At 59.8% G+C, this 22146-nt stretch carries 12 protein-coding genes; 2 read left to right on the top strand and 10 right to left on the bottom strand.

Features of this window, described 5'->3' with window-relative positions; translation table 11 throughout:
- Positions 1 to 983 (top strand): glycosyltransferase (locus M3087_RS09695; protein ID WP_249095347.1); only part of this gene is annotated, 983 nt, incomplete at its 5' end.
- 30 nt (positions 984 to 1013) lie between these two features.
- Positions 1014 to 1706 carry a RadC family protein gene (radC, locus tag M3087_RS09690; protein WP_022383609.1) on the top strand — a complete coding sequence of 231 codons (693 nt, stop codon included), beginning with the start codon at positions 1014 to 1016 and terminating at the stop codon, positions 1704 to 1706.
- Between the two features lie 71 nt (positions 1707 to 1777).
- On the opposite strand, the gene M3087_RS09685 is transcribed toward radC, so the two are convergent.
- From M3087_RS09685 to gltB, 10 genes are all read right to left on the bottom strand, one after another.
- Positions 1778 to 3238 carry a RagB/SusD family nutrient uptake outer membrane protein gene (locus M3087_RS09685; protein WP_249095343.1) on the bottom strand — a complete coding sequence of 487 codons (1461 nt, stop codon included), beginning with the start codon at positions 3236 to 3238 and terminating at the stop codon, positions 1778 to 1780.
- Between the two features lie 21 nt (positions 3239 to 3259).
- The gene (locus M3087_RS09680; RefSeq protein WP_249095340.1) at positions 3260 to 6784 is read right to left on the bottom strand and encodes a SusC/RagA family TonB-linked outer membrane protein; all 3525 of its coding nucleotides are present in this window, start codon (positions 6782 to 6784) and stop codon (positions 3260 to 3262) included.
- A gap of 40 nt (positions 6785 to 6824) precedes the next feature.
- The gene (locus M3087_RS09675) at positions 6825 to 7994 is read right to left on the bottom strand and encodes a FecR family protein (RefSeq protein WP_249095338.1); all 1170 of its coding nucleotides are present in this window, start codon (positions 7992 to 7994) and stop codon (positions 6825 to 6827) included.
- 864 nt (positions 7995 to 8858) lie between these two features.
- Positions 8859 to 11048, bottom strand: coding sequence for a glutamine synthetase III (locus M3087_RS09670; protein ID WP_249095335.1), 2190 nt, complete (start codon positions 11046 to 11048; stop codon positions 8859 to 8861).
- Between the two features lie 37 nt (positions 11049 to 11085).
- Entirely contained in the window at positions 11086 to 12348 is a 1263-nt protein-coding gene (locus M3087_RS09665) for an ammonium transporter (RefSeq protein WP_106625476.1), read from the bottom strand.
- 31 nt (positions 12349 to 12379) lie between these two features.
- Positions 12380 to 12736 (bottom strand): P-II family nitrogen regulator, encoded by a 357-nt coding sequence (locus M3087_RS09660; protein WP_249095332.1) that lies wholly within the window; start codon positions 12734 to 12736, stop codon positions 12380 to 12382.
- A 73-nt stretch (positions 12737 to 12809) separates the two neighbouring features.
- A complete protein-coding gene (locus tag M3087_RS09655) occupies positions 12810 to 13499 on the bottom strand; it encodes a hypothetical protein (protein ID WP_249095329.1) in 690 nt (229 codons plus the stop codon).
- 676 nt (positions 13500 to 14175) lie between these two features.
- Positions 14176 to 15852 carry an asparagine synthase B gene (gene asnB / locus M3087_RS09650; RefSeq protein WP_249095326.1) on the bottom strand — a complete coding sequence of 559 codons (1677 nt, stop codon included), beginning with the start codon at positions 15850 to 15852 and terminating at the stop codon, positions 14176 to 14178.
- A 33-nt stretch (positions 15853 to 15885) separates the two neighbouring features.
- A complete protein-coding gene (locus M3087_RS09645) occupies positions 15886 to 17238 on the bottom strand; it encodes a glutamate synthase subunit beta (RefSeq protein WP_249095324.1) in 1353 nt (450 codons plus the stop codon).
- A gap of 26 nt (positions 17239 to 17264) precedes the next feature.
- On the bottom strand, positions 17265 to 21785 hold the full coding sequence (gltB, locus tag M3087_RS09640) for a glutamate synthase large subunit (protein WP_249095322.1): 4521 nt from the start codon (positions 21783 to 21785) through the stop codon (positions 17265 to 17267).
- Positions 21786 to 22146 lie beyond the last annotated feature (361 nt).

The following is a 22146-nucleotide window of genomic DNA, read 5'->3' as shown; positions in this document are numbered from 1 at the left end:
ACTCATTGATTATTCCCGTTTACAATCGTCCCGATGAAGTGGACGAGTTGCTTGAGAGCCTGACACACCAGACGTTCACCGATTTTGAGGTCGTTGTCGTGGAGGATGGCTCGGCACGTCCGTGTGACAAGGTGGTGGAGCGGTATGCCGAACGGCTGACCGTCCGTTACTACATGAAAGCCAACTCCGGACCGGGGCAGACACGCAACTATGGTGCGGAACGTGCCCGGGGAGATTATTTCATCGTGCTGGATTCCGACTGTATCCTTCCGCCGAGCTACCTGCAGGCGGTGGAGGATGAGCTGCGTCGGGAGCCGGCAGATGCCTTCGGAGGACCGGACCATGCGCATGCCTCGTTTACGAACGTGCAGAAAGCCATCAACTATGCCATGACGTCCTTCTTCACGACCGGAGGTATCCGGGGCGGAAAGAAGAAGATGGACAAATTCTATCCGCGCAGCTTCAACATGGGCATCCGTGCCGAGGTTTACCGAGCCTTGGGAGGATTTTCCAAGATGCGCTTCGGCGAAGACATCGACTTCAGTATCCGCATATTCAAGGGGGGATACCGTTGCCGTCTGTTTCCGGAGGCATGGGTGTGGCACAAGCGGCGTACCGACATGAAGAAGTTCTTCAAGCAGGTACACAACTTCGGCATCGCGCGCATCAATCTTTACAAGAAATACCCGGAATCGCTGAAGCTCGTCCACCTGCTTCCGGCGGTATTCACCCTGGGGACCGTGTTGCTGCTGATTGGGGCATGCTGGTGTCGGTGGAGCTTGCTGCCTCTGGGCGTGTTTGCGCTCCTGATAGCCCTCGACGCTACGTGGAGGAACCGGAGCCTCGCCATCGGACTGCTGTCCGTGGTGGCTGCCTTCATCCAGTTGATTGGTTACGGCAGCGGCTTCCTGCGTGCCTGGTGGCAACGCTGTGTGTTGGGACGGGACGAGTTCTCTGCCTTCAGGAAGAACTTCTACAAGTGACGACGTCAGAATGTGTAATGTGGTAGAATGATGGAGAAGAAACTGAACATCAACGAATGGGCGGTGGAGGACCGTCCGCGTGAAAAGATGATGCTGCACGGGGTGGGAGCACTGAGCGACGCCGAACTGCTGGCCATCCTCATCGGGTCGGGAAACCGCGAGGAGACCGCCGTGGAACTGATGCGCCGCATATTGGCCTCCTGCCACAATGACCTCAACGAACTGGGGAAGATGGGACTGGAGGAACTGTGCACCTTCAAGGGGATAGGCGACGCAAAGGCGGTCGCGATTCTTGCCGCATCGGAACTGGGCAAGCGCCGGGCTTCCGCCGAACGGTCGCGCGAACGCACGACGATTACTTCCTCGAAAGACATCTATGCCTACTTCCATCCGCTGCTCTGCGACCTGTCGGTCGAGGAGTGTTGGGTGCTGTTGCTCAACCAGGCACTGAAAGTCATTGACCGCGTCCGTGTGAGCACCGGCGGCTTGGCTGGTACGGCAGTCGACATCCGGCTGGTGCTGCGTGAGGCACTGATACGCCGCGCTCCCGCCATCGCACTGTGTCACAACCATCCCTCGGGCAACACGCGTCCGAGCAACGAGGACAACCGACTGACGGAACGCCTGGCAAAGAGCGCCGCCGTCATGGACATCCGTCTGATAGACCACCTCGTGCTGACCGACGGAGCCTATTACAGCTATGCCGACGAAGGGAGGATTTGAAGAAACATCCGCAAAAGATAAACGATGAAGAGCTGCCGTTGCCCCGACGTGCAGCTCTTCATCGTTTGTACCTACTTGGAATTCTGCTCCAGGGCGCTGGTCTGCATGGCGCGGATGGGGAAGGGGAATGTGAGCAGGTGGGAGTCTGAAGGCAAGGTGAACGTGTGGGTCGTGCCTTGGCTGTCGACGTAGGTCTTGCTCAACGATTCGTGGAACTCCGTGCAGAAACGCCTCAGGTCGAAGAAGTCATTGTAGCTGGTCACCAGCTCGCGACGCCGCTCTTCACGGACGAAGGACAGCGCACGGGACGCATCATTCCCGAAGTCGGCTGCCGTCAGTGGCGTGTAGTCGAGTAAACGCTTCTCGCGCAACGCATTCAGGTATTCCACCGCCTGGGCGATGTTGCCCTGGCGGGCATGGCACTCCGCAATCATCAGATAGACTTCCGACAGACGCATCCCCGCCTCGTTGAGCTTGATGTTCGTCCCGTACATGAACGCCACGCTGCCCGGTTCGGCTGTCGGACGCTGCGGCATGTTCCAGGAGAAGACACCCCGGTAGCGCACATCGTTCGTCTTGTCATACAGGTCCGCGGTGCGCTGGTTGAGCATCGTGGCGTTGAAGACGGCGTTCATCGGCTGGTAAAGCAGGTTCTCCGGGTGGTCATAGTCGTGCTTGCCCGACATCAGCACCATGCTGTAAATCCAGTCTTGCGACAGGTCCGTGCCGGTCCCGTAGATGCCGTCCGCCGTCTGCTGGAGCCAGGCAGGCATGTCCCACAGCTCGTGGTTGCCATGCTTCAGTGCTTCCAGGGCGGACTGGAGCGCCTCGTCGTAGCGCCGCATGTACAGCAGGACCTTTGCACGGAAGGCATAGCCGAATGCCTTGTCGGGGCGATAGCTGTTCAGTGCATGTTCGGGCAGTCCGTCGAGCGCCTCGTCGATGTCCTGGCAGATGAGCCGGTAGGCATCCGCAACACTGCTCTGAGTGCCGGCAGCCTCCAGGTCGAACTTCGTATGAAGGATGATGCCGCGGTCGGTCTCCGCACGCGCCGGGTCATAAGGCGCGGCAAACGTATTGATGAGCCAGAAGTAGTTGTAGGCACGCATGACCTTTGCCTGTGCCGTCCCGAGGACCTTGTCGCTCTCCGGACCCTCGGCATCGCCGATGTTGTCAATCAGGATATTGTAACGGCTGATGCGGGCATAGCAATCGCTGTAGAGCTGCGACTCGCCCGCCTGGTCGTCCATGTATTGGGTGCGGTCGATGCTCTCGTCCCAGAAATACGAAGAGGAAATGAGCGGGTAGGAGTACCCGTCGAGCTGACTGCGGTCGTAGTGGGTCACCACATTGGCGAGATAGCCGAAGTCGCTTCCCGTGTACGTCGGCATGGACTCTTCGAGCAATCCCAGGTAGTCGGCGGTGGTGTTGAGCACGGCCTTGCCCTTCGGTGTGATGTCCAGATAGTTGTCGCAGCCTGCGAAGGTCAGCAGCAGGCAGGCGGCGATGCATAGATAGCTGTATCGTTTCATGATTCTGTTTCGTTGAGGGGGTTAGAAGTTGACGGTTAGTCCCAGCATGTAGCTGGTCAGTTGGCTGTAGGCGCGGCTGCCCTGATTGGCGTCGAACCGTTCGGGATCGATGCCGTGTCCGCAGGCTGCCCAGTAGAACGGGTTGTCCACTTGGGCGTGAAGACGGACACCCTGCAGCCCCCAGGGAGCGATGAGCGGTGTCGGCAGGTCATAGGACAGACCGATGTTGCGCACCTTCAGGAAGGAGGCATTCAGCACGTGGGCGTCGGCGTACTTCCATTGCTGGTTGCGGAAGCTCTCGTAGCCGTCGTGTACCCCCATGCGCGGGATGTCGGTGTCCGGATTTCCGGCTGTCCACCGGCGGGCGATGTCCTCGTGGATGCCACCGACTGCCGTACCGTCCACCCGGTCGAAGAGATTGCGGTAGAGCGGCGTGACGTCGTTGCGCAGGGCATGTCCGGTGTAGTAGACGAGCTTCGTGTAGAACGACAGCCGTCTCCAGCCCAGGTCCAGGGTGAAGGCGCCCTGCCACTTCGGTGTGAGCTGTCCCTTGTTGACCAGGGCGGCGATGTTGTCCACATTGACATTGCTCACCACCTCGCCGTTCTCGTTGTACACCGACGGGTCGCCTTGGGCATTCAGTCCGGCATAGCGATAGGCGTACACCGTGCCGTACGCATCCCCCTTCAGGTAGTTGTCATAAGGATTGGCGAGCATCTCCGAGGCGCTCGACGGGGTGTAGCCCACCTCTTCGATGGTGTTCCGGTTACAGGAGGCGGTGAGCGATGTGTTCAGCCTCCAGTCGCCCGCCAGTGCCCAGTCGTAGGACAAGTTCGCCTCGAAACCGATGTTCTTCATGGCGCCGTTGTTCACCCGTGCCGTCTCAAAGCCTGTCGACGGGTCGAGTGTCTTGTTGGCGAGGAGGTCGGAACTGTAGCGTCGGTAGAACTCCACGCTACCGCTCAGCCGGCGCAGGAATGCAAAGTCGACGCCGAAGTTGAAGGTCGACGTCTTCTCCCAGCGCAGCAGGCGGTTCGGCGGCGTGAGGATGTCGGTGATTTGCGAGTTCGTGACGGAGGAAGTGGAGTAGTTGCCGATGAGGTAGGGCGACGAGTTCTGGTCCACGTTACCCGTGATGCCGTAGGTCATGCGCACTTTCAGCATATCCACCCATTCGTAGGGCTGCATGAACGCCTCGTTGCTCACATTCCAGCTGGCACCCACCGACCACAAGGGACGGTAACGGTATTTCGGGTCGGTGCCGAACAGGTCGGCCTGCTCCACACGCACGCTGGCATTCACCGAGTACGTGTTGTTGTAGGTGTAGCCCGCATTGGCGTATGCCGAGACGTAGCGGTGGGTGACATCCGTCACGCTGAGCAGCTCCGACTTCTTGCGCACGCCGGAGTACAGCTGCCCGATGACGCCATCCTGTGTCAGCGTCGCCCAGTCCACCTGCGCATTGGTCAGCTTGCGGCTGTCGAAGCCGTAGCGTTCGCTGGCGGTGCCCGTTGCCTTGTCCTGACGGATTTCGCCGCCGATGAGTGCTACCACGTCGTGCCGTCCGCCGAACGTACGCTGGTAGTTCAGTTGCGCACGCAGGTTCATGTTCCCGTACCGTTCGTTGAGCGTCTGCTGGTGTCCGCCGTCGGGGATGTGATAGGTGAACTGCCCGTAGGAGTCGGCGGTGGCAAACTCGTTAATCATCCGACGCATCCGGTAGGACTCCGCTTCGTCGTACAACTCCTGGTCGCGGCGCGTGTCCTCATACTGGAACTTGATGCCCAGGTCCAGCCCCTTGGCTAGCTTGAAGTCGGCATGGGCGAAGAGGCGCAGGTAGAGGTCGCGGGTGTCCGTCAGGTTGTAGCGGTTCTCCTCGGCGGCATTGTAGCGCATGGACTTCAGTCCGTCGGTCTGCTCCAGCTCCTGTGAGCGGTAATAGTTGTACGGGTACTGGTACACCGGGTTTCCGGCATCGTCGTAGATGCGTTCGTAGGCAAGGAACGAGTTCATGCCGTAGTCCGACTGCCCGGTGCGGTAGTTCGTGTAGCTGACGTTCGACCCGTAGGTGAAGCGGAACCAGTCGGTGAAGTCGATGGCACTCTTCAGGTAGAGCGAGAGCTTGTCGGTGTCGGCGTTCTTTTCCGTGTGGTCCGTCCCCTCGTAACGGGCGGAGAAATAGGTGTTGATGTGCTCGCCGCCCTTGCTCACCGAGAGGTTGTAGTCCTGCTTGAACTGGAGGCGTTGCAGCCGGTCGCGGTATTCGCGCGCATAGTTGTTGCTTCTCAGGGCATCGAGGCGGCTGTCCAGCTCCGCCTGGGTGAGGTTGCCCTGATAGAGGTCGTAGTACAGCCGTTCGATGCGGCTCAACGCGCCGAAGTTCCCGTTGCTGATGTCGTTACGCTCGGCAAAGTAGGTGCCGGGGTCCTGGCTGTAGGTCGGGTCCGTCAGCAGCCATTCCTGCTCGTAGTCGATGATGTCGCTCGCCGTGGCATAGTGCATGTAGTCCAGCGACGGGCGCGGGGTGAAGTAGAAGTTCGCCGACGCGTTGACCCGCGTCTTGTTGTCCTTCGCCGTTCGTGTCGTCACGACGATGACACCGTTCGAGGCACGCACGCCGTAGAGCGAGGTCGACGCCGCATCCTTCAGCACGGTGATGCTGGCGATGTCGTCCGGGTTGAGGGTCGAGAGGTCCTGATTGATCACCTGCCCGTCGACCACCAGGAGCGGGGTGGTGCCGGTGGCGAACGAGGACACGCCGCGGATGCTCAGGGCGGAACCGTAGGAGTTGAGACCCGTCACCATGCCCTCCAGCTTGTCCGTCAGGGTTGGCGCCTGCACCTTCTCCAGCTCCTCCCGGCTGACGATGACCGCCGAACCGGTGTTGCGCTCCCGCGAGATGGTCTGGAAACCCGTGGTCACCACCTCGTCGAGCATCGTCGCGTCGTCCTCCAGCACGACCGTCAGTTCGCGGGCACGGGCGTTGACCACGATGTCGCGCGTCTTCATGCCGATGTAGGACACCTGCAGCACGTCGCCCACCCGCGCACGGATGGAGTAACGTCCGTCGAGGTCGGTCACGGCTCCCGTCGCCGTCCCTTTCACCCGGACGGTGGCACCGATGAGCGGCTCGCCGTTCCCGTCGGTCACCTTTCCCTGATACACCGACGTCTCGTCAGCCGACGCCGTCCTCCGGCGGGTGATGAGCACATAGTCGTCCTTCAGTTCAAACGTAAGCCCCGCCTGCCGGCAGACAGCCTCCAGCGCATGTTGCAGCGAGGCGTCCTTCAGGTCCAGGCGTATCAGCAGGGACGTGTCGATGTGGTCTTCGCGGTACATCACGTTCACGCCGCTTTGCCGGGCGATTTCGTCCAGTGCCGTGCGTACGCTGACCTGATGCTGACGCAGGGTCACGGGATGCACGTCGTCCAGGTTGATGCTCCAGGCGCACGTGGCGGACGCGAATGCCAGCAGCAGGGCAGGCAGGCGTCGCTGCACGCGCAGCCAGGCACCGGAATAGGTCTTTGAGGTTGGATGGCTTTTCATATTGCTTCTGTTTTTTTGATGGTTGATTCGTTGTCTTGCGTCAGTCGGCAGATTCACGGACGAGGATGCTGCCGTCCGTCTGCCGCTCAAAGGTCACGCCCGCTACGCGTTGCAGCAGTTCGAACGTGTAGCCCAGCTCGCGGTTCCGGTACACGCTGCCCGCCAGGCGGATGTCGCCCACCTGCGGGGTGGCGCAGCGCACGTCCACGCCGTACCAGCGGGTCAGCAGACGGGTGATGTCCTCCAGCCGCGTGTCCTTGAAGCGGAAGACGCCCCGTACCCACGACGTATACAGTTCCGGGTTCACGCGGCAGACCTCCAGACGTCCGTCCGCCGGTTCCGTCCGTGCCTGTTCACCCGGTTGCAGGCGGACACACTGACGGGCGGTGCTGACTTCCACACTTCCGCTGACCAAGGTGGTCACGGCGGCTTCTCCCCGGTATGCCGTCACGTTGAACACCGTCCCCAGCACCCGCAGGCGGCACTTCGGCGTCACGACCTCGAACGGCGTGCGTCCGTGCTGCACCTCGAAAAAAGCTTCTCCCTCGAGCGTCACCTGCCGCGTGCCGTGGAAGCTCACCGGATAGCTCATCCGCGACCCGGCATTCAGGTGTACCCGTGTGCCGTCGGCAAGGACCACCGTGTAGCTTCCCCCTTGCGGTACGCGTATGGAATGGAGGCGCGCCTCCCCGTCTTCCGGTGTCGGGGGCGCCGATGAATAGTCGATGACCCCCGGTTCGCTTCCCGCGGGGCAGAACACCTCGTCGTCTCCCGTCGGAAGAGCGGTGCGCGGGTCCAGCCCGATTTCGCGTCCGTCTGCCAGGGTGAGCACGGCAACCGTGTCCGTCCGGTCGGGGAACAAACGGACGAGCGCGTCCTCTTCACGCAGCCCGGTGCCCGTCGTCGGCTTCCACAAGAGCCACGTCGCGACGCCCAGCAGCAGTGCCAGTCCGGCAGCCAGCGGAAGCCAGCGCAGAGACCTTCGCGGACGCCGTTCCAGCCGCCTTTGCAGCCGTTCCCATGCTTTTTCCTCGTCCATCAGTTCCAGCTGACGCAGGGCGCGTCCCAGTGTCTCCGTCTCCCGCCAGTTGCGGAACGCCTCGGCGTCCGTGTCCGACGTCGTCACACGGCGGTACAACTCTTCAGCTTCCTCCGCCGAGAGCTTTCCCTCCGAATATCGGGTCAATAGTTCTTCAATGTCTTTTTCCATCCTGTCTGATATGATTTTGTTTGCAAATGCTTTCATCTATATATTCCCCTCCGGGATAAAATGTACTAGAAAGCCGATTCTTTTTTCTTTTCACTGACGTTGCCTTTCCTGTTCTCCGTTTCCAGTTTCCCGCAAAACATTTTGGCATTAGATACAGCATATCCAGCTCCTCACAAAACATTTTGGCTCTGGATACAATATATCTTTAACCTCACAAAACATTTTGGTGCTGGATACAACGTATCCTTAACCTTTCAAAACGTTTTGGTGCTGGAAATGACTGAATCTTCGTCCGCAGAACACAAGAGAGGGCTTTGCACGCCTATTCCGGCTTCGTGCGGAACAAAGGAAGGAGGATTTTGAAGTTTCCGGGAATTTATATGAAACAAACAAAGGTTTTCTGTTCAAATATGCATAGCTTTGTGGCACAGCTTTCGAAGAACGTTTAAAAACAAATAAATATCAATATTGCTATTGGTAGGTACTAACCTCATTTTCGTGCCGAAAAACAAGCGGGACGTGGTGCGTATGTTGTTGGGAGCCGGAGCGTCCGGAAAGTCAAATCTGCTGTTCCTGCTTGTCGGGATAATCGGTGTTGCTGCCGGCATATGGACCGGAAGCCTTTTCCACCTCATTGTATGGTGCTTCCTGTTGGCGATTGCCGTGATGTAGCTTGCCTCTCCGACGAAACTGGAGGAGAGGTAAGCGGGAGCATTCAAATCACATCCAGTGGCGACTGTTTGATGACCAACGGGTAGCGAAGATAGCAAAAAAAGAGGAGAGGCATACCTCACGTACACCTCTTCTCCGTGACATGCGTCAGTATCCCTGACACGTGCGAGTCTGGTCATTAGTAAAACCTTCTTATCTTATGAATAGCAACTCGCGGTATTTGGGCAGCGTCCACATCTGGTCGTCGACGATGAGCTCCAGCTTGTCGATGTGGTAGCGGATCTGCTCCAGCATCGGGGCGATGGTGTCGTGATAGGCGATGGCCTTCTCACGCTCGTCGGCTATCCGGTTGGCGACCTTGCGCGCTTCGACCATGGCGTCGACATGCTCCTTGATGTAGGAGGTGTGTTCGGCTATCTTGCAGATGATGGCGAGGTTCTCTGCCGACAGGCCGTCGGCTTTCTCCGTCGGGAAGAGTCCCTTCATCTTGTAGACGTTGTCGATGAGCTTCGTCTGGTATTCCGTGGCGACGGGGACGATGTGGTTCATCACCAGGTCGCCCAGCACGCGCGCCTCGATCTGTATCTTCTTCGTGTAGGTCTCCCACTTCACCTCGTTGCGTGCCTCCAGCTCCTTCCGTGTCATCACACCCACCGACTCGAACATGCGGACGCTGCCTTCGTCGAGGTAACGGTCGAAGATGAGCGGACAGCTCGTCTCGCAGTCCAGTCCGCGGCGTGCCGCTTCCGCTTTCCATTCCTCGCTGTAGCCATTGCCGTCGAAGCGGATGGGCTTGCTCTCCCGGATGTATTTGCGGATGACCTGTATGAGGGCGGACATCTTCTCTTCACCGCTTGCCATCAGCGCGTCGACCTCCTGCTTGAAGAGCTTCAGCTGCTCGGCGACGGCGGTGTTGAGGGCAATCATCGCGCTGGCGCAGTTCGCTTCCGACCCCACGGCACGGAACTCGAAGCGGTTGCCGGTGAAGGCGAAGGGCGAGGTGCGGTTGCGGTCGGTGTTGTCGATGAGCAGCTCGGGGATTTGCGGGATGTCGAGCTTCATGCCGTGCTTGCCCGCGAGCGTCACCAGTTCGTCGGTCGAGCTCTCCTCCATGTGGTCGAGCACGCGGCTCAGCTGGGTGCCCAGAAATGAGGAGATGATGGCGGGCGGTGCCTCGTTGGCTCCCAGACGGTGGGCATTCGTGGCACTCATGATGGAGGCTTTCAGCAGTCCGTTGTGCCGGTAGACGGCCATGAGCGTGTTGACCACGAAGGTGATGAAGCGCAGGTTCTCTTCCGGTGTCTTGCCCGGTGCCATGAGCGGAAGTCCCGTGTCGGTCCCCAGCGACCAGTTGTTGTGCTTGCCCGAGCCGTTCACGCCCTTGAAGGGCTTCTCGTGGAGCAGGACACGGAAGCCGTGGCTGCGTGCCACCTTCCGCATGAGCGACATGATGAGCATGTTGTGGTCGACGGCAAGGTTGCACTCCTCGTAGATGGGCGCCAGCTCGAACTGGTTGGGGGCAACCTCGTTGTGGCGTGTCTTCAGGGGGATGCCCAGTTCGAGCGCCTGGATTTCCAGGTCCTTCATGAAAGCGGCCACACGCGTGGGGATGGCACCGAAGTAGTGGTCCTCCAGCTGTTGGTTCTTCGACGCTTCATGCCCCATGAGCGTGCGGCCTGTCAACAACAAGTCCGGACGGGCGGCATACAGCCCTTCGTCCACTAGAAAGTATTCTTGTTCCCAGCCCAGGTACGCCATGACCTTCTTGACTTCGGGGTTGAAGTAGTGGCAGACGTCGGTGGCTGCCCGGTCGACGGCGCGCAGGGCTTTCAGTAGCGGCGCCTTGTAGTCCAGTGACTCGCCGGTGTAGGCGATGAATACCGTGGGGATGCACAGCGTGTCGTCCACCACGAAGACGGGTGAGGAGGGGTCCCATGCCGAGTATCCGCGTGCCTCGAAGGTGTTGCGGATGCCGCCGTTGGGGAAGGACGAGGCGTCGGGCTCCTGCTGTACGAGCAACTTGCCTGAGAACTCCTCCATCATGCCTCCCTTGCCGTCGTGCTCCACGAAGGCGTCGTGCTTCTCTGCCGTGCCTTCGGTCAGGGGCTGGAACCAGTGGGTGTAGTGTGTCACGCCCAGTTCGGTCGCCCAGCGTTTCATGCCTTCGGCTACCTGGTCGGCGATGTCCCGGTCGAGGGCAGCCCCGTGGTCCATGGCATCGACCAGGCGGCTGTAGACCGACGTGGGGAGGTATTTGAACATCTTTTCCCGGTTGAACACGTACTTGCCGAAATATTCCGACGGACGTTCTGCGGGGTTGGGTACTTCCTTCGGCTTGGCGCGGAAGGCTCTTTCTACGACTCTGAATCTTAGTGTTGACATATTGCTTTTGGTTTGTGAGTTCGTTATGCGGATGAGATTATCGGTTGTAGGCTGATTCGCCGTGCTCGTAGATGTCCAGTCCCTCTTCCTCTACGCGGCGGTCGACACGGATGCCCACGGTCTTGTCGGTGAACTTGAACAGCAGGAAGGTCATCACGGCGCTGAAGACGATGGAGACGACGGTGGCGGCAATCTGTACCCACAGCTGGTGCCAGTCTCCGTAGAGCGCGCCCTGCGCTCCTCCTTCGCCGGTGATGCTCTGTGTGGCGAAGACGCCGGTCAGGATGGAGCCGATGATGCCTCCCATGCCGTGCACGCCGAAGGCGTCGAGCGTGTCGTCATAGCCCAGCTTCGGCTTGATGACTGCCACCATGTAGAAGCAGGCGGCGGAGGTGATGATGCCGATGCAGAAGGCTCCGGCGATGTCCACGCTCCCCGCTGCGGGAGTGATGGCGACTAGTCCGGCGACGGCACCCGTGCAGACGCCTACGGTGGTCGGCTTGCGGTTGCATATCCAGTCGATGACCATCCAGGTCAGTGCGGCGGCGCAGGTGGCAAGGTGTGTCACGAGGAAGGCGTTGGCGGCAATGCCGTCGGCTGCCAGTCCGCTACCCGCGTTGAAGCCGAACCAGCCCAGCCAGAGGAAGGCGGTGCCCATGAAGACAAAGGTCACGTTGTGGGGTGTCATGGGGTGTCCCGGACGGTAGTCGCTGCGTCGGCCGACGAGCAGTGCCATCATCAGGGCGGAGATGCCGGCATTGATGTGCACGACGGTGCCTCCGGCAAAGTCGATGGCGCCCATCTGCTGCAGGAAGCCGCCGCCCCATACCCAGTGTGCCATGGGGATGTAGACCAGGACGCTCCACAGGAGGGTGAACAGCAGGAAGCCGGAGAACTTGACGCGCTCGGCAAAAGCGCCCAGGATGAGTGCCGGCGTGATGATGGCGAACATGCACTGGAAGAGCACGAACAGCAGTTCGGGGATGCGTCCGGTGGTCAGTGTCCCGGTGGTGATGCCTGACAGGCAGACTTTGTCAAAGCCGCCGATGACCGCTCCCAGCGGACTGCCGGCGTCCATCAGTCCCGTGCCGAACACGAAGCTGTAGCCGAACAGAATCCACAGCACACTGACGGCAGCCACGATGAGCAGGCTCTGCATCACGATGCTGAGCACGTTCTTCTGCCGGACGAGACCGCCGTAGAACAGGGCGATGCCGGGGATAGTCATCAGGAGAACAAGGATGGTGGCAACGATAATCCATGCGGTGTTGCCGGTGTCGAGTATGTAAGTTGTGTCCATAATCAATGGGTTTTTATCGGGTTGTGTTGTGTCATTTTTCAGTCTCTGCGTTGTAGAGCGAGGTATCTCCGCGTACGCCGGTGCGGATGCTGATGGCATCTTCCACGGGAATGATGAAGATGCGTCCGTCGCCGATGTCTCCGGTCCATGCGGCTTGCATGACTGCCCGGACGGTCTTCTCGACATTCTTTTCACGGACGACGATGGACAACAGGATGCGTTCGATGGAACTGGTGTCGTACATCACGCCGCGGTAGATACGTTCCTCTCTCATTTTTCCCACTCCTCTCACGTCATAGTAAGAGAACCATTCGATGTCGGCAGCCAAGAGTGCTTCCTTCACATTCTCGAAGCGGCTCCGTCGGATGATGGCTTCAATCTTTTTCATAATGGTCTTTGTCTGGTTGTTGTATTTGTATATTGTATGGTAATCAATTTATCCTGAAAACATCTGTTTACCGTCATAAGCTGATTCCTGCCACGAGGTAGGCGCCTCCTGTTGCCGGGTTCCATACGGCACGGGCGGACAGCGGGAGGGAGAAGCGTTCCGTGAGGGGGATCTCCTTGCTTACCCCGATGGCGATGTCGGTGACTTCGAAGCCGCCTGCTCCCTGGTTGTAGAAGGAGGTCTCCCACGGGGTGGCTCCCAGGGAGGCGGTCCAGTCGAGTCCGCCCAGACGGAAGGGCGCCGTGAGGCTGACGTAGGAGGAGTAGGCGCGTTTGCCCTTGTCGTTCACGCCGTCATTCCCGGCGAAGTTTGTGTACCAGTTGACGGCAAGGGGACCGAAGTCATAGCCCGCCTGCACCTCAAACACGTGTGCCGTTGTGCCTGCTCCGTAGCGGAAGTAGCCTGCTCCGCCATTGAACCAGTAGTCGGTGATGGAGAGGCTGAAGCCTCCGGTGGCATATCCCAGCGTCAGGTCAAGTTCCTTGGTGTCGTTCTTGTCGATGCCGACCGAGCCCCATGCCGTCAGCGAAAACCCCCGAAAACTCACCGATGCGGACGGCTGGATGCTCACGTTGCCCAGGTCTTGCCCGCGCCAGATATAGCCACTCACCAGATCGGCACCTGCCGTAGCTTCCACACGGTCCTGTGCCATTGCCCCGAAGGGCAGCAACGCCGCCGCAGTTGCCAGCAGCGTTGCTTTCATTTGCTTTTTTCTCTCTATAAACATAATCGTATTGTTTAGTGAATAGTCTGTTATACTATCTTCTTGTTTTGCTTACGCTGCAAAGTTATGACATAAAGAAAGCATATCTCGCATAAAGGAATCACAATAATGCTGTATTTCTTCGATTACTTACATATTGTAATGTTTGCGTACTCTCGTGTGATAATGTGTAAGCCGATGCGACCGAAAGCCTTATAATTTGCCATTTCCGTCCGATGCGGAGTTATTTTTTAGGATTCTTTTGCAGGGGTTGCAGTCTCATTCCGGAAGGGGGGAAACGGATTGATGGTTGTCTTCATGGGGTGGGCATGGGGCAAAAAGAAAGCGTGGTCACCGAAGTGACCACGCTGAAAACAAAAAGCAAATGGTGTCTCAAATCAGGCATTGTCTTCTTTGCTGTATTCCACGGAACCCTTGTAACCTTTGTATTCCAGATAATCCATATTTCTTATATTAAACCGTTATTCTTCAAATGCTGATGAATCGCTTTCTCGAAGCGAGCACGGGAATCGGAAGTTAGTCCTTTACAGGCGTAAAGGTATCGGATTTAGTACTAGGTACAAAGTGTTTTGTGCTTAAAAAAACACAGGCCTTTGCAGGATAACGGGGTGTCTTCGTGTCTCTGTATTGGACCGGGCGACCAGACCGGTCGCCCCTACAGGGATGCCGGTTGGTCGTAAGCCTCTTCGTGGATGCCGGCGACGGCGCGTCCGCTGGGTTCGTTCAGGTGTCTGAATGCCTCGTCCCATGCCAGTGCTTCGGCGGTGGAGCAAGCCACGCTGGGGACGCTGGGTACACTGCGGGCGGCGCTCTCGCTCGGGAAATGCTCTTCGAAGATGCTGCGGTAGAAGTATTCCTCCTTGTTGCGCGGCGGGTTGATGGGGAAACGGACCGCGGCTTGTGCCATCTGTTCGTCGCTGACTGCCCGGGCGGCCGTGTCGCGCAAGGTGTCTATCCAGCCGTAGCCTACCCCGTCGCTGAACTGCTCCTTCTGCCGTCGGATGATGGCGGGCGGGAGCAGGTCGGCAAACGCCTCGCGCAGGATACGCTTCTCGATGGTCTGTCCCGGGCACATTTTGGCTTGGGGATTGAGGCGCATCGCCACGTCGAGGAACTCCTTGTCGAGGAAGGGGACGCGCCCCTCCACGCCCCATGCCGACAGCGCCTTGTTGGCGCGCAGGCAGTCGTAGAGATGCAGCTTGGAGAGCTTGCGCACCGTCTCTTCGTGGAAGGCGCGGGCGTCGGGCGCCTTGTGGAAGTAGAGGTAACCCCCGAACACCTCGTCGGCACCTTCGCCGCTGAGCACCATCTTGATGCCCATGCTCTTGATGACCCGCGCCAGCAGGTACATCGGGGTGGATGCCCGGACGGTCGTCACGTCGTAGGTCTCGATGTGGTAGATGACGTCGCGCAGGGCGTCCAGTCCCTCCTGGAGGGTGTAGTGTATTTCGTGGTGGACGGTGCCGATGTGGTCTGCCACCTCGCGTGCCTTGGCAAGGTCGGGCGCGCCTTCCAGTCCGATGGCGAAGGAGTGGAGCTGAGGCCACCATGCCTCCTGCCGTCCGCCGGTCTCAATGCGCCGGGCAGCATACTTCTTGGCGACTGCCGAGATGATGGAGCTGTCGAGTCCGCCCGACAGCAGCACCCCGTAGGGCACGTCGCTCATCAGCTGGCGTTGCACGGCGGCTTCCAGGGCGTCATGCAGTTCGTTCACGGACGCCGGGTTGTCTTTCACGGCGTCATAGTCCGTCCATTCGCGTTTGTACCAGCGGGTCATCTTGCCTTCGCGGCTCCAGTAGTAGTGTCCCGGCGGGAACGGTTCGTAGCGCTCGCACTGCCCTTCGAGAGCCTTCAGCTCGCTGGCACAGTAGACGGTGCCGTCGGCATCATACCCGATGTAGAGGGGAATCACGCCGATGGGGTCGCGTGCGATGAGGAACTCGTCGCGCTCCTCGTCGTAGAGGGCGAAGGCGAAGATGCCGTTCAGCTCTTCCAGGAAGTCCACGCCCCGCCGACGGTAGAGGGGCAGGATGACTTCGCAGTCGCTTCCCGTCCGGAAGGGATAGTCGAGCTGTTGCCGCAGCGTGCGGTGGTTGTAGATTTCCCCGTTGACGGCGAGGACCTGCCTGCCGTCAGCCGAGAAGAGGGGTTGTCCGCCGCTCTGCGGGTCGACGATGGAGAGACGTTCGTGTGCCAGGATGGCAGAGCTTCCGCAGTAGATGCCGCTCCAGTCGGGGCCGCGGTGACGGATGCGCTTGGCCATGTCCAGGGCTTTGCCCCGTAAGGCGGACGATGGCTGCTTGAGGTTGAATATGCCTACGATTCCACACATGGTTGTTGTCGTTTAGAGATGGATGGATGGGGTTCATTCCGCCGGTGCGGAGGTCAGGAAACGGTCGATGTCGGCAGCTGCCCGGCGTCCCGAGGCGATGCAGCGCACCACGAGGCTGGCGCCGGTGGCGGCGTCTCCTGCCACGAACACCTGAGGGGCGAATGCCGGGAGCTCCGGCTTGAGGAAGCCCATGGCGAGCAGGACGAGGTCGGCTTTCAGTACCTCTTTCTTGCCCGTGGGTTTCATCAGCGGACGTCCGCCGTCGGGGTTGGGCTGCCAGTCCACCGCCTCCACCTCGACGCCCGTCACGTGTCCCTTTTCTCCGAGAAAGCGGACGGACGAGAGGCTCCAGCGGCGCACGCATCCCTCCTCGTGGCTGCTGCTGGTCTTCAGTATCACGGGCCACTGCGGCCAGGGCGTTGCCGGGTTCTTGCCGACGGGCGGTTGGGGCATGATTTCAATCTGGGTCACGCTCTTTGCTCCCTGCCGGTTGCTGGTGCCGATGCAGTCGCTGCCGGTGTCTCCGCCGCCGATGACGAGCACGTCCTTGCCTTTGGCGGTGACACGTTCCTTGTCGGAGAAGGTCTGTCCGGCGAGCACGCGGTTCTGCTGGGCGAGCATCTCCAGGGCAAAGTGGATGCCCTTCAGTTCCCGTCCCGGGATGTTGAGGTCGCGTGCCTGCGGCGTCCCGGTACAGACGCAGTAGGCGTCGAAGCCCTCGGGGAGGTGGGTGAGGTCGATGTCGGCGTTGACCTCAAAGCGGATGCCCTCGGCCTCCATCACGCGGATGCGCCGGTCGATGATGGGCTTGTTGAGCTTGAAGTTGGGGATGCCGAAGCGCAGCAGTCCCCCGACGTACTCCAGCCGTTCGAAGACGGTGACCTCATAGCCGCGCCGGTTGAGCTGGTTGGCTGCCGCCAGTCCGGCAGGTCCCGAACCGATGACCGCCACCCGCTTCCCGTTCCGTCGGTAGGAGCGGGGCTGCACGTAGCCTTCGCGGAAGGCGGCTTCGATGATGGCGGCTTCGTCCTCCCGGATGGTGACGGGTGCGTCGATGCTGAGCTGCAGCACACAGCTCTTCTCGCACAGTGCCGGGCAGATGCGTCCGGTGAATTCGGGGAAGTCGTTCGTCTGTGTCAGGATGTCGTATGCCTCGCGCCACTTCCCCTTGTAGAGGGCGTCCTGGAACTCCGGCGGGCGGTTGCCCAGCGGACAGGCCCAGTGGCAGAACGGCACGCCGCAGTCCATGCAGCGCGAGGCCTGTAGTTTGCGTTCACTTGTGTTCAATGTCTGTTCCACTTCACCGAAGTCGGTGATGCGGTCGTGCACCGGGCGGTATTCCGCCTCCTGGCGCGGTATGGTAAGAAATGCTTTCGGGTTTCCCATAAGTCTGTTGTCTTGTCTCAAATCGGTCAGTAATCTCTCTGTACTTCGGCAATCTTCTCCTGGAGTTTGCGCATCTGTTCTTCGGCGAGCACCTTCTTGTATTCGATGGGGGTCACCTGGATGAACTCGTCGACGTAGCGGCTCCAGTTGTCGAGCATCTGGCGTGCCAGCTCCGAGCCGGTGTAGCGGTAATGCTGGCGGATGAGCTCGTGTACCTCCTTGCGTGCGGTGGCGTCCTCCAGCAGCGACAGCTCGACCATGTCCATGTTGCAGAAGTAGTCGAAGTGGTGGTTCTTGTCCCACACGTAGGCGACGCCTCCGCTCATGCCGGCGGCAAAGTTGCGTCCGGTCTCACCCAGCACGACGACCCGTCCGCCGGTCATGTATTCGCAGCAGTGGTCGCCCACGCCTTCCACCACGGCAATGGCGCCGGAGTTGCGCACGGCAAACCGTTCGCCTGCCCGTCCGTTGATGTAGACCTCGCCGCTGGTGGCTCCATAGAGGAGGGTGTTGCCCGCGATGGTGTTGTCTTCCGCAGCAAAACCGCTGCGCACGGGCGGCTGTACCGAGATGTGTCCGCCGCTGAGCCCTTTGCCCAGGTAGTCGTTCGCCTCTCCTTCCAGACGGAAGCTGATGCCGTGGGCGAGGAAGGCACCGAAGCTCTGTCCTGCCGACCCCTTGAACTTCACCTGGATGGTGTGGTCGGGCAGTCCTGCCTGTCCGTAGCGGGAGACAACCGCCCCCGAAAGCATGGCGCCCACCGAACGGTCAGTGTTGGCGATGGCATATTCCAGTGAGATTTCCTTCCGGCTCTCCAGCGTGTCCCTGACTGCCGACAGGATGGCGGTGTCCATCACCCGGTCGATGTCATGCTGCTGCGGGACCACCTGACGGATGGCAGCCTCGTTGTCCACCCGGTGGAGGATGCGGCTGAAGTCGAGCAGCGAGGCCTTCGTGCCTGCCGTTGCCGGTGCCAGCTCGATGAGCTCGGTGTGTCCCACGATGTCGTCGAGCTTGCGGAAGCCCATCTCAGCCAGGTATTCGCGCACCTCCTGGGCGAGGAAGCGGAAGTAGTTGACCACGTATTCATAGTGTCCCCGGAAGCGTTGGCGCAGCACCGGGTCCTGGGTGGCGACACCGACGGGACAGGTGTTGGCGTGGCACTTGCGCATCATCACGCAGCCCAGCACGATGAGGGCAGCCGTGCCGAAGGCGAACTCTTCCGCTCCCAGCAGTGCCATGCAGATGATGTCGCGTCCGGTCTTCAGCTGGCCGTCGGTCTGCAGGCGAACCTGTCCGCGCAGCCCGTTGAGGACGAGGGTCTGCTGTGTCTCGCTCAGCCCTATCTCGGGCGGGATGCCGGCATAGCGCATGGAGGAGGCGGGCGATGCACCCGTTCCCCCTTCCGCGCCGGAGATGACGATGAGGTCCGCCTTGGCTTTTGCCACGCCGGCAGCGATGGTCCCCACGCCGCTCTCTGCCACCAGCTTGACGCTGATGCGTGCCCGCGGATTGACGTTCTTCAGGTCGAAGATGAGCTGTGCCAGGTCCTCGATGGAGTAGATGTCGTGGTGCGGTGGCGGCGAGATGAGCGAAATGCCGGGGATGGAGTGCCGCGTGCGGGCGATGACCTCGTCCACCTTGAAGCCGGGCAGTTGTCCGCCTTCTCCGGGCTTCGCTCCCTGTGCCACCTTGATTTGTATCTCTTCGGCATTCACCAGGTAGGCAGTCGTCACGCCGAAGCGTCCGGAAGCCACCTGCTTGGTCTTGCTGCACAGTGAGATGCCGTCGTGTGTTCCCCGGAAGCGGGCTTCATCCTCGCCGCCTTCTCCCGTGTTGCTGCGTGTCCCCAGCTTGTTCATGGCGAGTGCCAGTGCCTCGTGTGCCTCCTGACTGATGGCGCCGAACGAGATGGCTCCCGTGACGAAGTGCTTCACGATGCTCTCCACCGGTTCCACTTCGTCAATGGGGATGGGGTTGCGCCTGAAGCGGAAGAAGTCGCGGAGGAAGAGGGGCTGTTCCTTCCGGTCTGCCTGCGCGGTGAACTCCTTGAACTTCGCGTAGCTCCCCAGCCGGGTTGCCAGCTGGAGCTTGCTGATGGTCTCCGGGTTCCAGGCATGCCGCTCCCCGTCCTTGCGGTAGGAGAACTGACCGATGTGCGGCAGCAGGTCGGAGTCACTGTCTTCCCCGTCGGCAAATCCTGCCCGGTGGAAGGCTGTATAGTCGCGGGCGATCTCCTCCAGGCGGATGCCTCCGATGGTCGAGGAAGCCGTCCCGAAGCAGGACCTCAGGAGTTCCGCACTCACCCCGACGGCTTCGAATATCTTCGCGCCCCGGTAGGAGCGGATGGTGCTGATGCCCATCTTGCTCATGATTTTGTACAGTCCCTTGCAGACCGCCTTGATGTAGTTTTTCTCTGCCGTCTCGTAGTTCATCTGCACCTCACCCCGTTTCACCCGGTCATCGAGCACGGCGAACGCCATGTACGGGTTGAGGGCGCTGGCACCGTAGCCCAGCAGCAGGGCGGCGTGCATCACCTCGCGGATTTCCCCGCTCTCGACAATCAGCGCCGTCTGTACACGCTTCTGTACACCGATCAGGTGGTGATGCACGGCACTGACGGCAAGCAGTGACGGGATGGCGGCATGGTCCGCATCCAGTTCCCGGTCGGAGAGGATGATGTAGTTGACACCTTCCTTCACGGCTTCCTCTGCTCGGCGGCACAGTTCCGTCAGTGCCTCCTGCAGGGCGTTGCGTCCCCCGCCGACGGGGAAGAGGGTCGGCAGCTTCACGGTCTTGAACCCCTTGTAGCGTATGTTGCACAGGATGTCGAGCTGCGTGTTGGTCAGTATCGGGTGGGGCAGACGCACCATCTTGCAGTGGCTCTCGTCCGGCAGCAGGATGTTGCAGCCCACGGCGCCGATGTATTCTGTCAGCGACATGACCAGCTCTTCGCGGATGGGGTCGATGGGCGGGTTCGTCACCTGGGCGAACTGCTGACGGAAGTAGTTGAACAGCAGTTGCGGCTTGTCAGACAGGACGGCGAGCGGCGTGTCGTTGCCCATCGAGGCGGTCGGTTCCGTCCCGTTGACCGCCATCGGGATGAGGATGCGCTCGATGTCCTCCCGCGTAAAGCCGAAGGCACGCAGCCGCCGGTTGTAGTCCGGCACGGCATTGTCCGGTTTCCGTCCGCTGCGCAACGTGTCCAGCTCGATGCGGTTCGCTGCCAGCCATTGGCGGTACGGTCTGGCGGAAGCCAGTTGTGCCTTCAGTTCCTCGTCGCGGAAGATGACCCCTTCCTGCATGTCCACCATCAGGAGCTTGCCCGGCTGCAGCCGTCCCTTCTCCTTGATGTTCTCCGGTTCGAAGCCGATGACTCCCGCTTCACTCGCCACGACCATCATGTCGTTCCGGGTGATGAGGTAGCGTGCCGGACGCAGTCCGTTGCGGTCGAGCATGCCCCCCGCATAACGTCCGTCGCTGAAGAGCAGCGCCGCCGGTCCGTCCCACGGCTCCATCAGGATGGAGTGATATTCGTAGAACGCCTTCAGGTCTTCACTGATGGGATTCCGGTCGTTGAATGACTCCGGGACCAGCATCGCCATGGCGTGCGGCAGGCTCAGTCCCGACATCACGAAGAACTCCAGCACGTTGTCGAGCGAGGCGCTGTCGCTCATGTTGCTCTGCAGGATGGGGCGTATCTCCTTCACGTCCCCCAGCAGCGGCGTCGACAGGACACTCTCGCGCGCCTCCATCCAGCCCCGGTTTCCCCGGATGGTATTGATTTCCCCGTTGTGTGCCAGCAGACGGAAGGGCTGTGCCAGGCTCCAGGTCGGGAACGTGTTCGTGCTGAAACGCGAATGGACGATGGCGAGTCCGCTGGTGAAGTAAGGTTGCGTCAGGTCGCAGAAGTACTCGCGCACCTGGACCGATGAGAGCATACCTTTATATATAATGGTCTTGCTGGACAGCGACACGATGTAGAACTCCTTGTCCGTGACGCGCCGTTCGATTTTCTTGCGGATGATGTACAAGGTGCGTTCGAGGTTCTCCGGGTCTGTCGTGCCGGTGATGAACACCTGCTTGATGTCCGGTTCCGTAGCCGCGGCGCTCGCTCCCAGTATTTCCGGACGCACCGGGACCTGTCGCAGGTGCATCAGCGAGAGCCCTTCGCGTTCGATTTCCTCGATCATGATGCGCAGGATTTCCGCCTGTGCCCCCTTGTCTTTCGGCAGGAACACCAGCCCCGTCCCGTATTTACCCTTCTCGGGGACCGGTATCCCCTGCAGCAGGATGAACTCGTGCGGTATCTGGAGCAGGATGCCTGCGCCATCCCCCGTCTTGTTGTCCGCCCCTTCTGCACCACGATGTTTCATGTTCTCCAGCACCTTCAGTGCGGCATCGACCAGCTCGTGCGACTTGTTGCCATGAATGTTGACAATCATGCCTACGCCGCAGGCATCATGCTCATGCTCCGGGCGGTAAAGCCCCTCTCCGGCATGCTGCGGCACTTTTCTCTTCTCTTTGTCAAATGTGTTGCTTTTCATTGAATAATACTTTCTTTTTGTATAATAAAATAAGTATTTATATTTCGTATTGCCTGCAAATATATTGTTTTGCTATCATTTGAACAATGATTTCGCTGTTTCTTCTGACAGAAAATGAAGCCCTTCGGGCGTTTGCTTACAATCGTGTGTTAAAACAAAGGAATTTAACACTGCAGTGTAATCACTTTTCGACTTTTTCATTTCAATCTATCAAAATCGAGTCGAAAAAGATATTTTAATGAAGTTTCTCACCCCTCCGATTTCCCCGTTGGAAACTCCCTGTATCGTTTTGTCGGCATTCCCTCCCTTTCCCTATACAAAACACCCTAAATCCCCCTTTTCGTCTGACGCGTACTTTCCC

Origin of the sequence: Mediterranea sp. ET5 (genome assembly GCF_023337025.1) — a bacterium.
Taxonomy (GTDB): Bacteria; Bacteroidota; Bacteroidia; order Bacteroidales; family Bacteroidaceae; genus Phocaeicola_A.
Note: the sequence above shows the minus strand (reverse complement) of the source record. Positions and strands in the feature narration are given on the sequence as shown.

Coding starts and splice junctions, on each gene's coding strand:
- radC (WP_022383609.1), top strand. CDS start 1,014: ATGGAGAAGAAACTGAACATCAACGAATGGGCGGTGGAGGACCGTCCG.
- M3087_RS09655 (WP_249095329.1), bottom strand. CDS start 13,499: ATGAAAGCAACGCTGCTGGCAACTGCGGCGGCGTTGCTGCCCTTCGGG.
- asnB (WP_249095326.1), bottom strand. CDS start 15,852: ATGTGTGGAATCGTAGGCATATTCAACCTCAAGCAGCCATCGTCCGCC.
- gltB (WP_249095322.1), bottom strand. CDS start 21,785: ATGAAAAGCAACACATTTGACAAAGAGAAGAGAAAAGTGCCGCAGCAT.
- M3087_RS09660 (WP_249095332.1), bottom strand. CDS start 12,736: ATGAAAAAGATTGAAGCCATCATCCGACGGAGCCGCTTCGAGAATGTG.
- M3087_RS09675 (WP_249095338.1), bottom strand. CDS start 7,994: ATGGAAAAAGACATTGAAGAACTATTGACCCGATATTCGGAGGGAAAG.
- M3087_RS09680 (WP_249095340.1), bottom strand. CDS start 6,784: ATGAAAAGCCATCCAACCTCAAAGACCTATTCCGGTGCCTGGCTGCGC.
- M3087_RS09670 (WP_249095335.1), bottom strand. CDS start 11,048: ATGTCAACACTAAGATTCAGAGTCGTAGAAAGAGCCTTCCGCGCCAAG.
- M3087_RS09665 (WP_106625476.1), bottom strand. CDS start 12,348: ATGGACACAACTTACATACTCGACACCGGCAACACCGCATGGATTATC.
- M3087_RS09685 (WP_249095343.1), bottom strand. CDS start 3,238: ATGAAACGATACAGCTATCTATGCATCGCCGCCTGCCTGCTGCTGACC.
- M3087_RS09645 (WP_249095324.1), bottom strand. CDS start 17,238: ATGGGAAACCCGAAAGCATTTCTTACCATACCGCGCCAGGAGGCGGAA.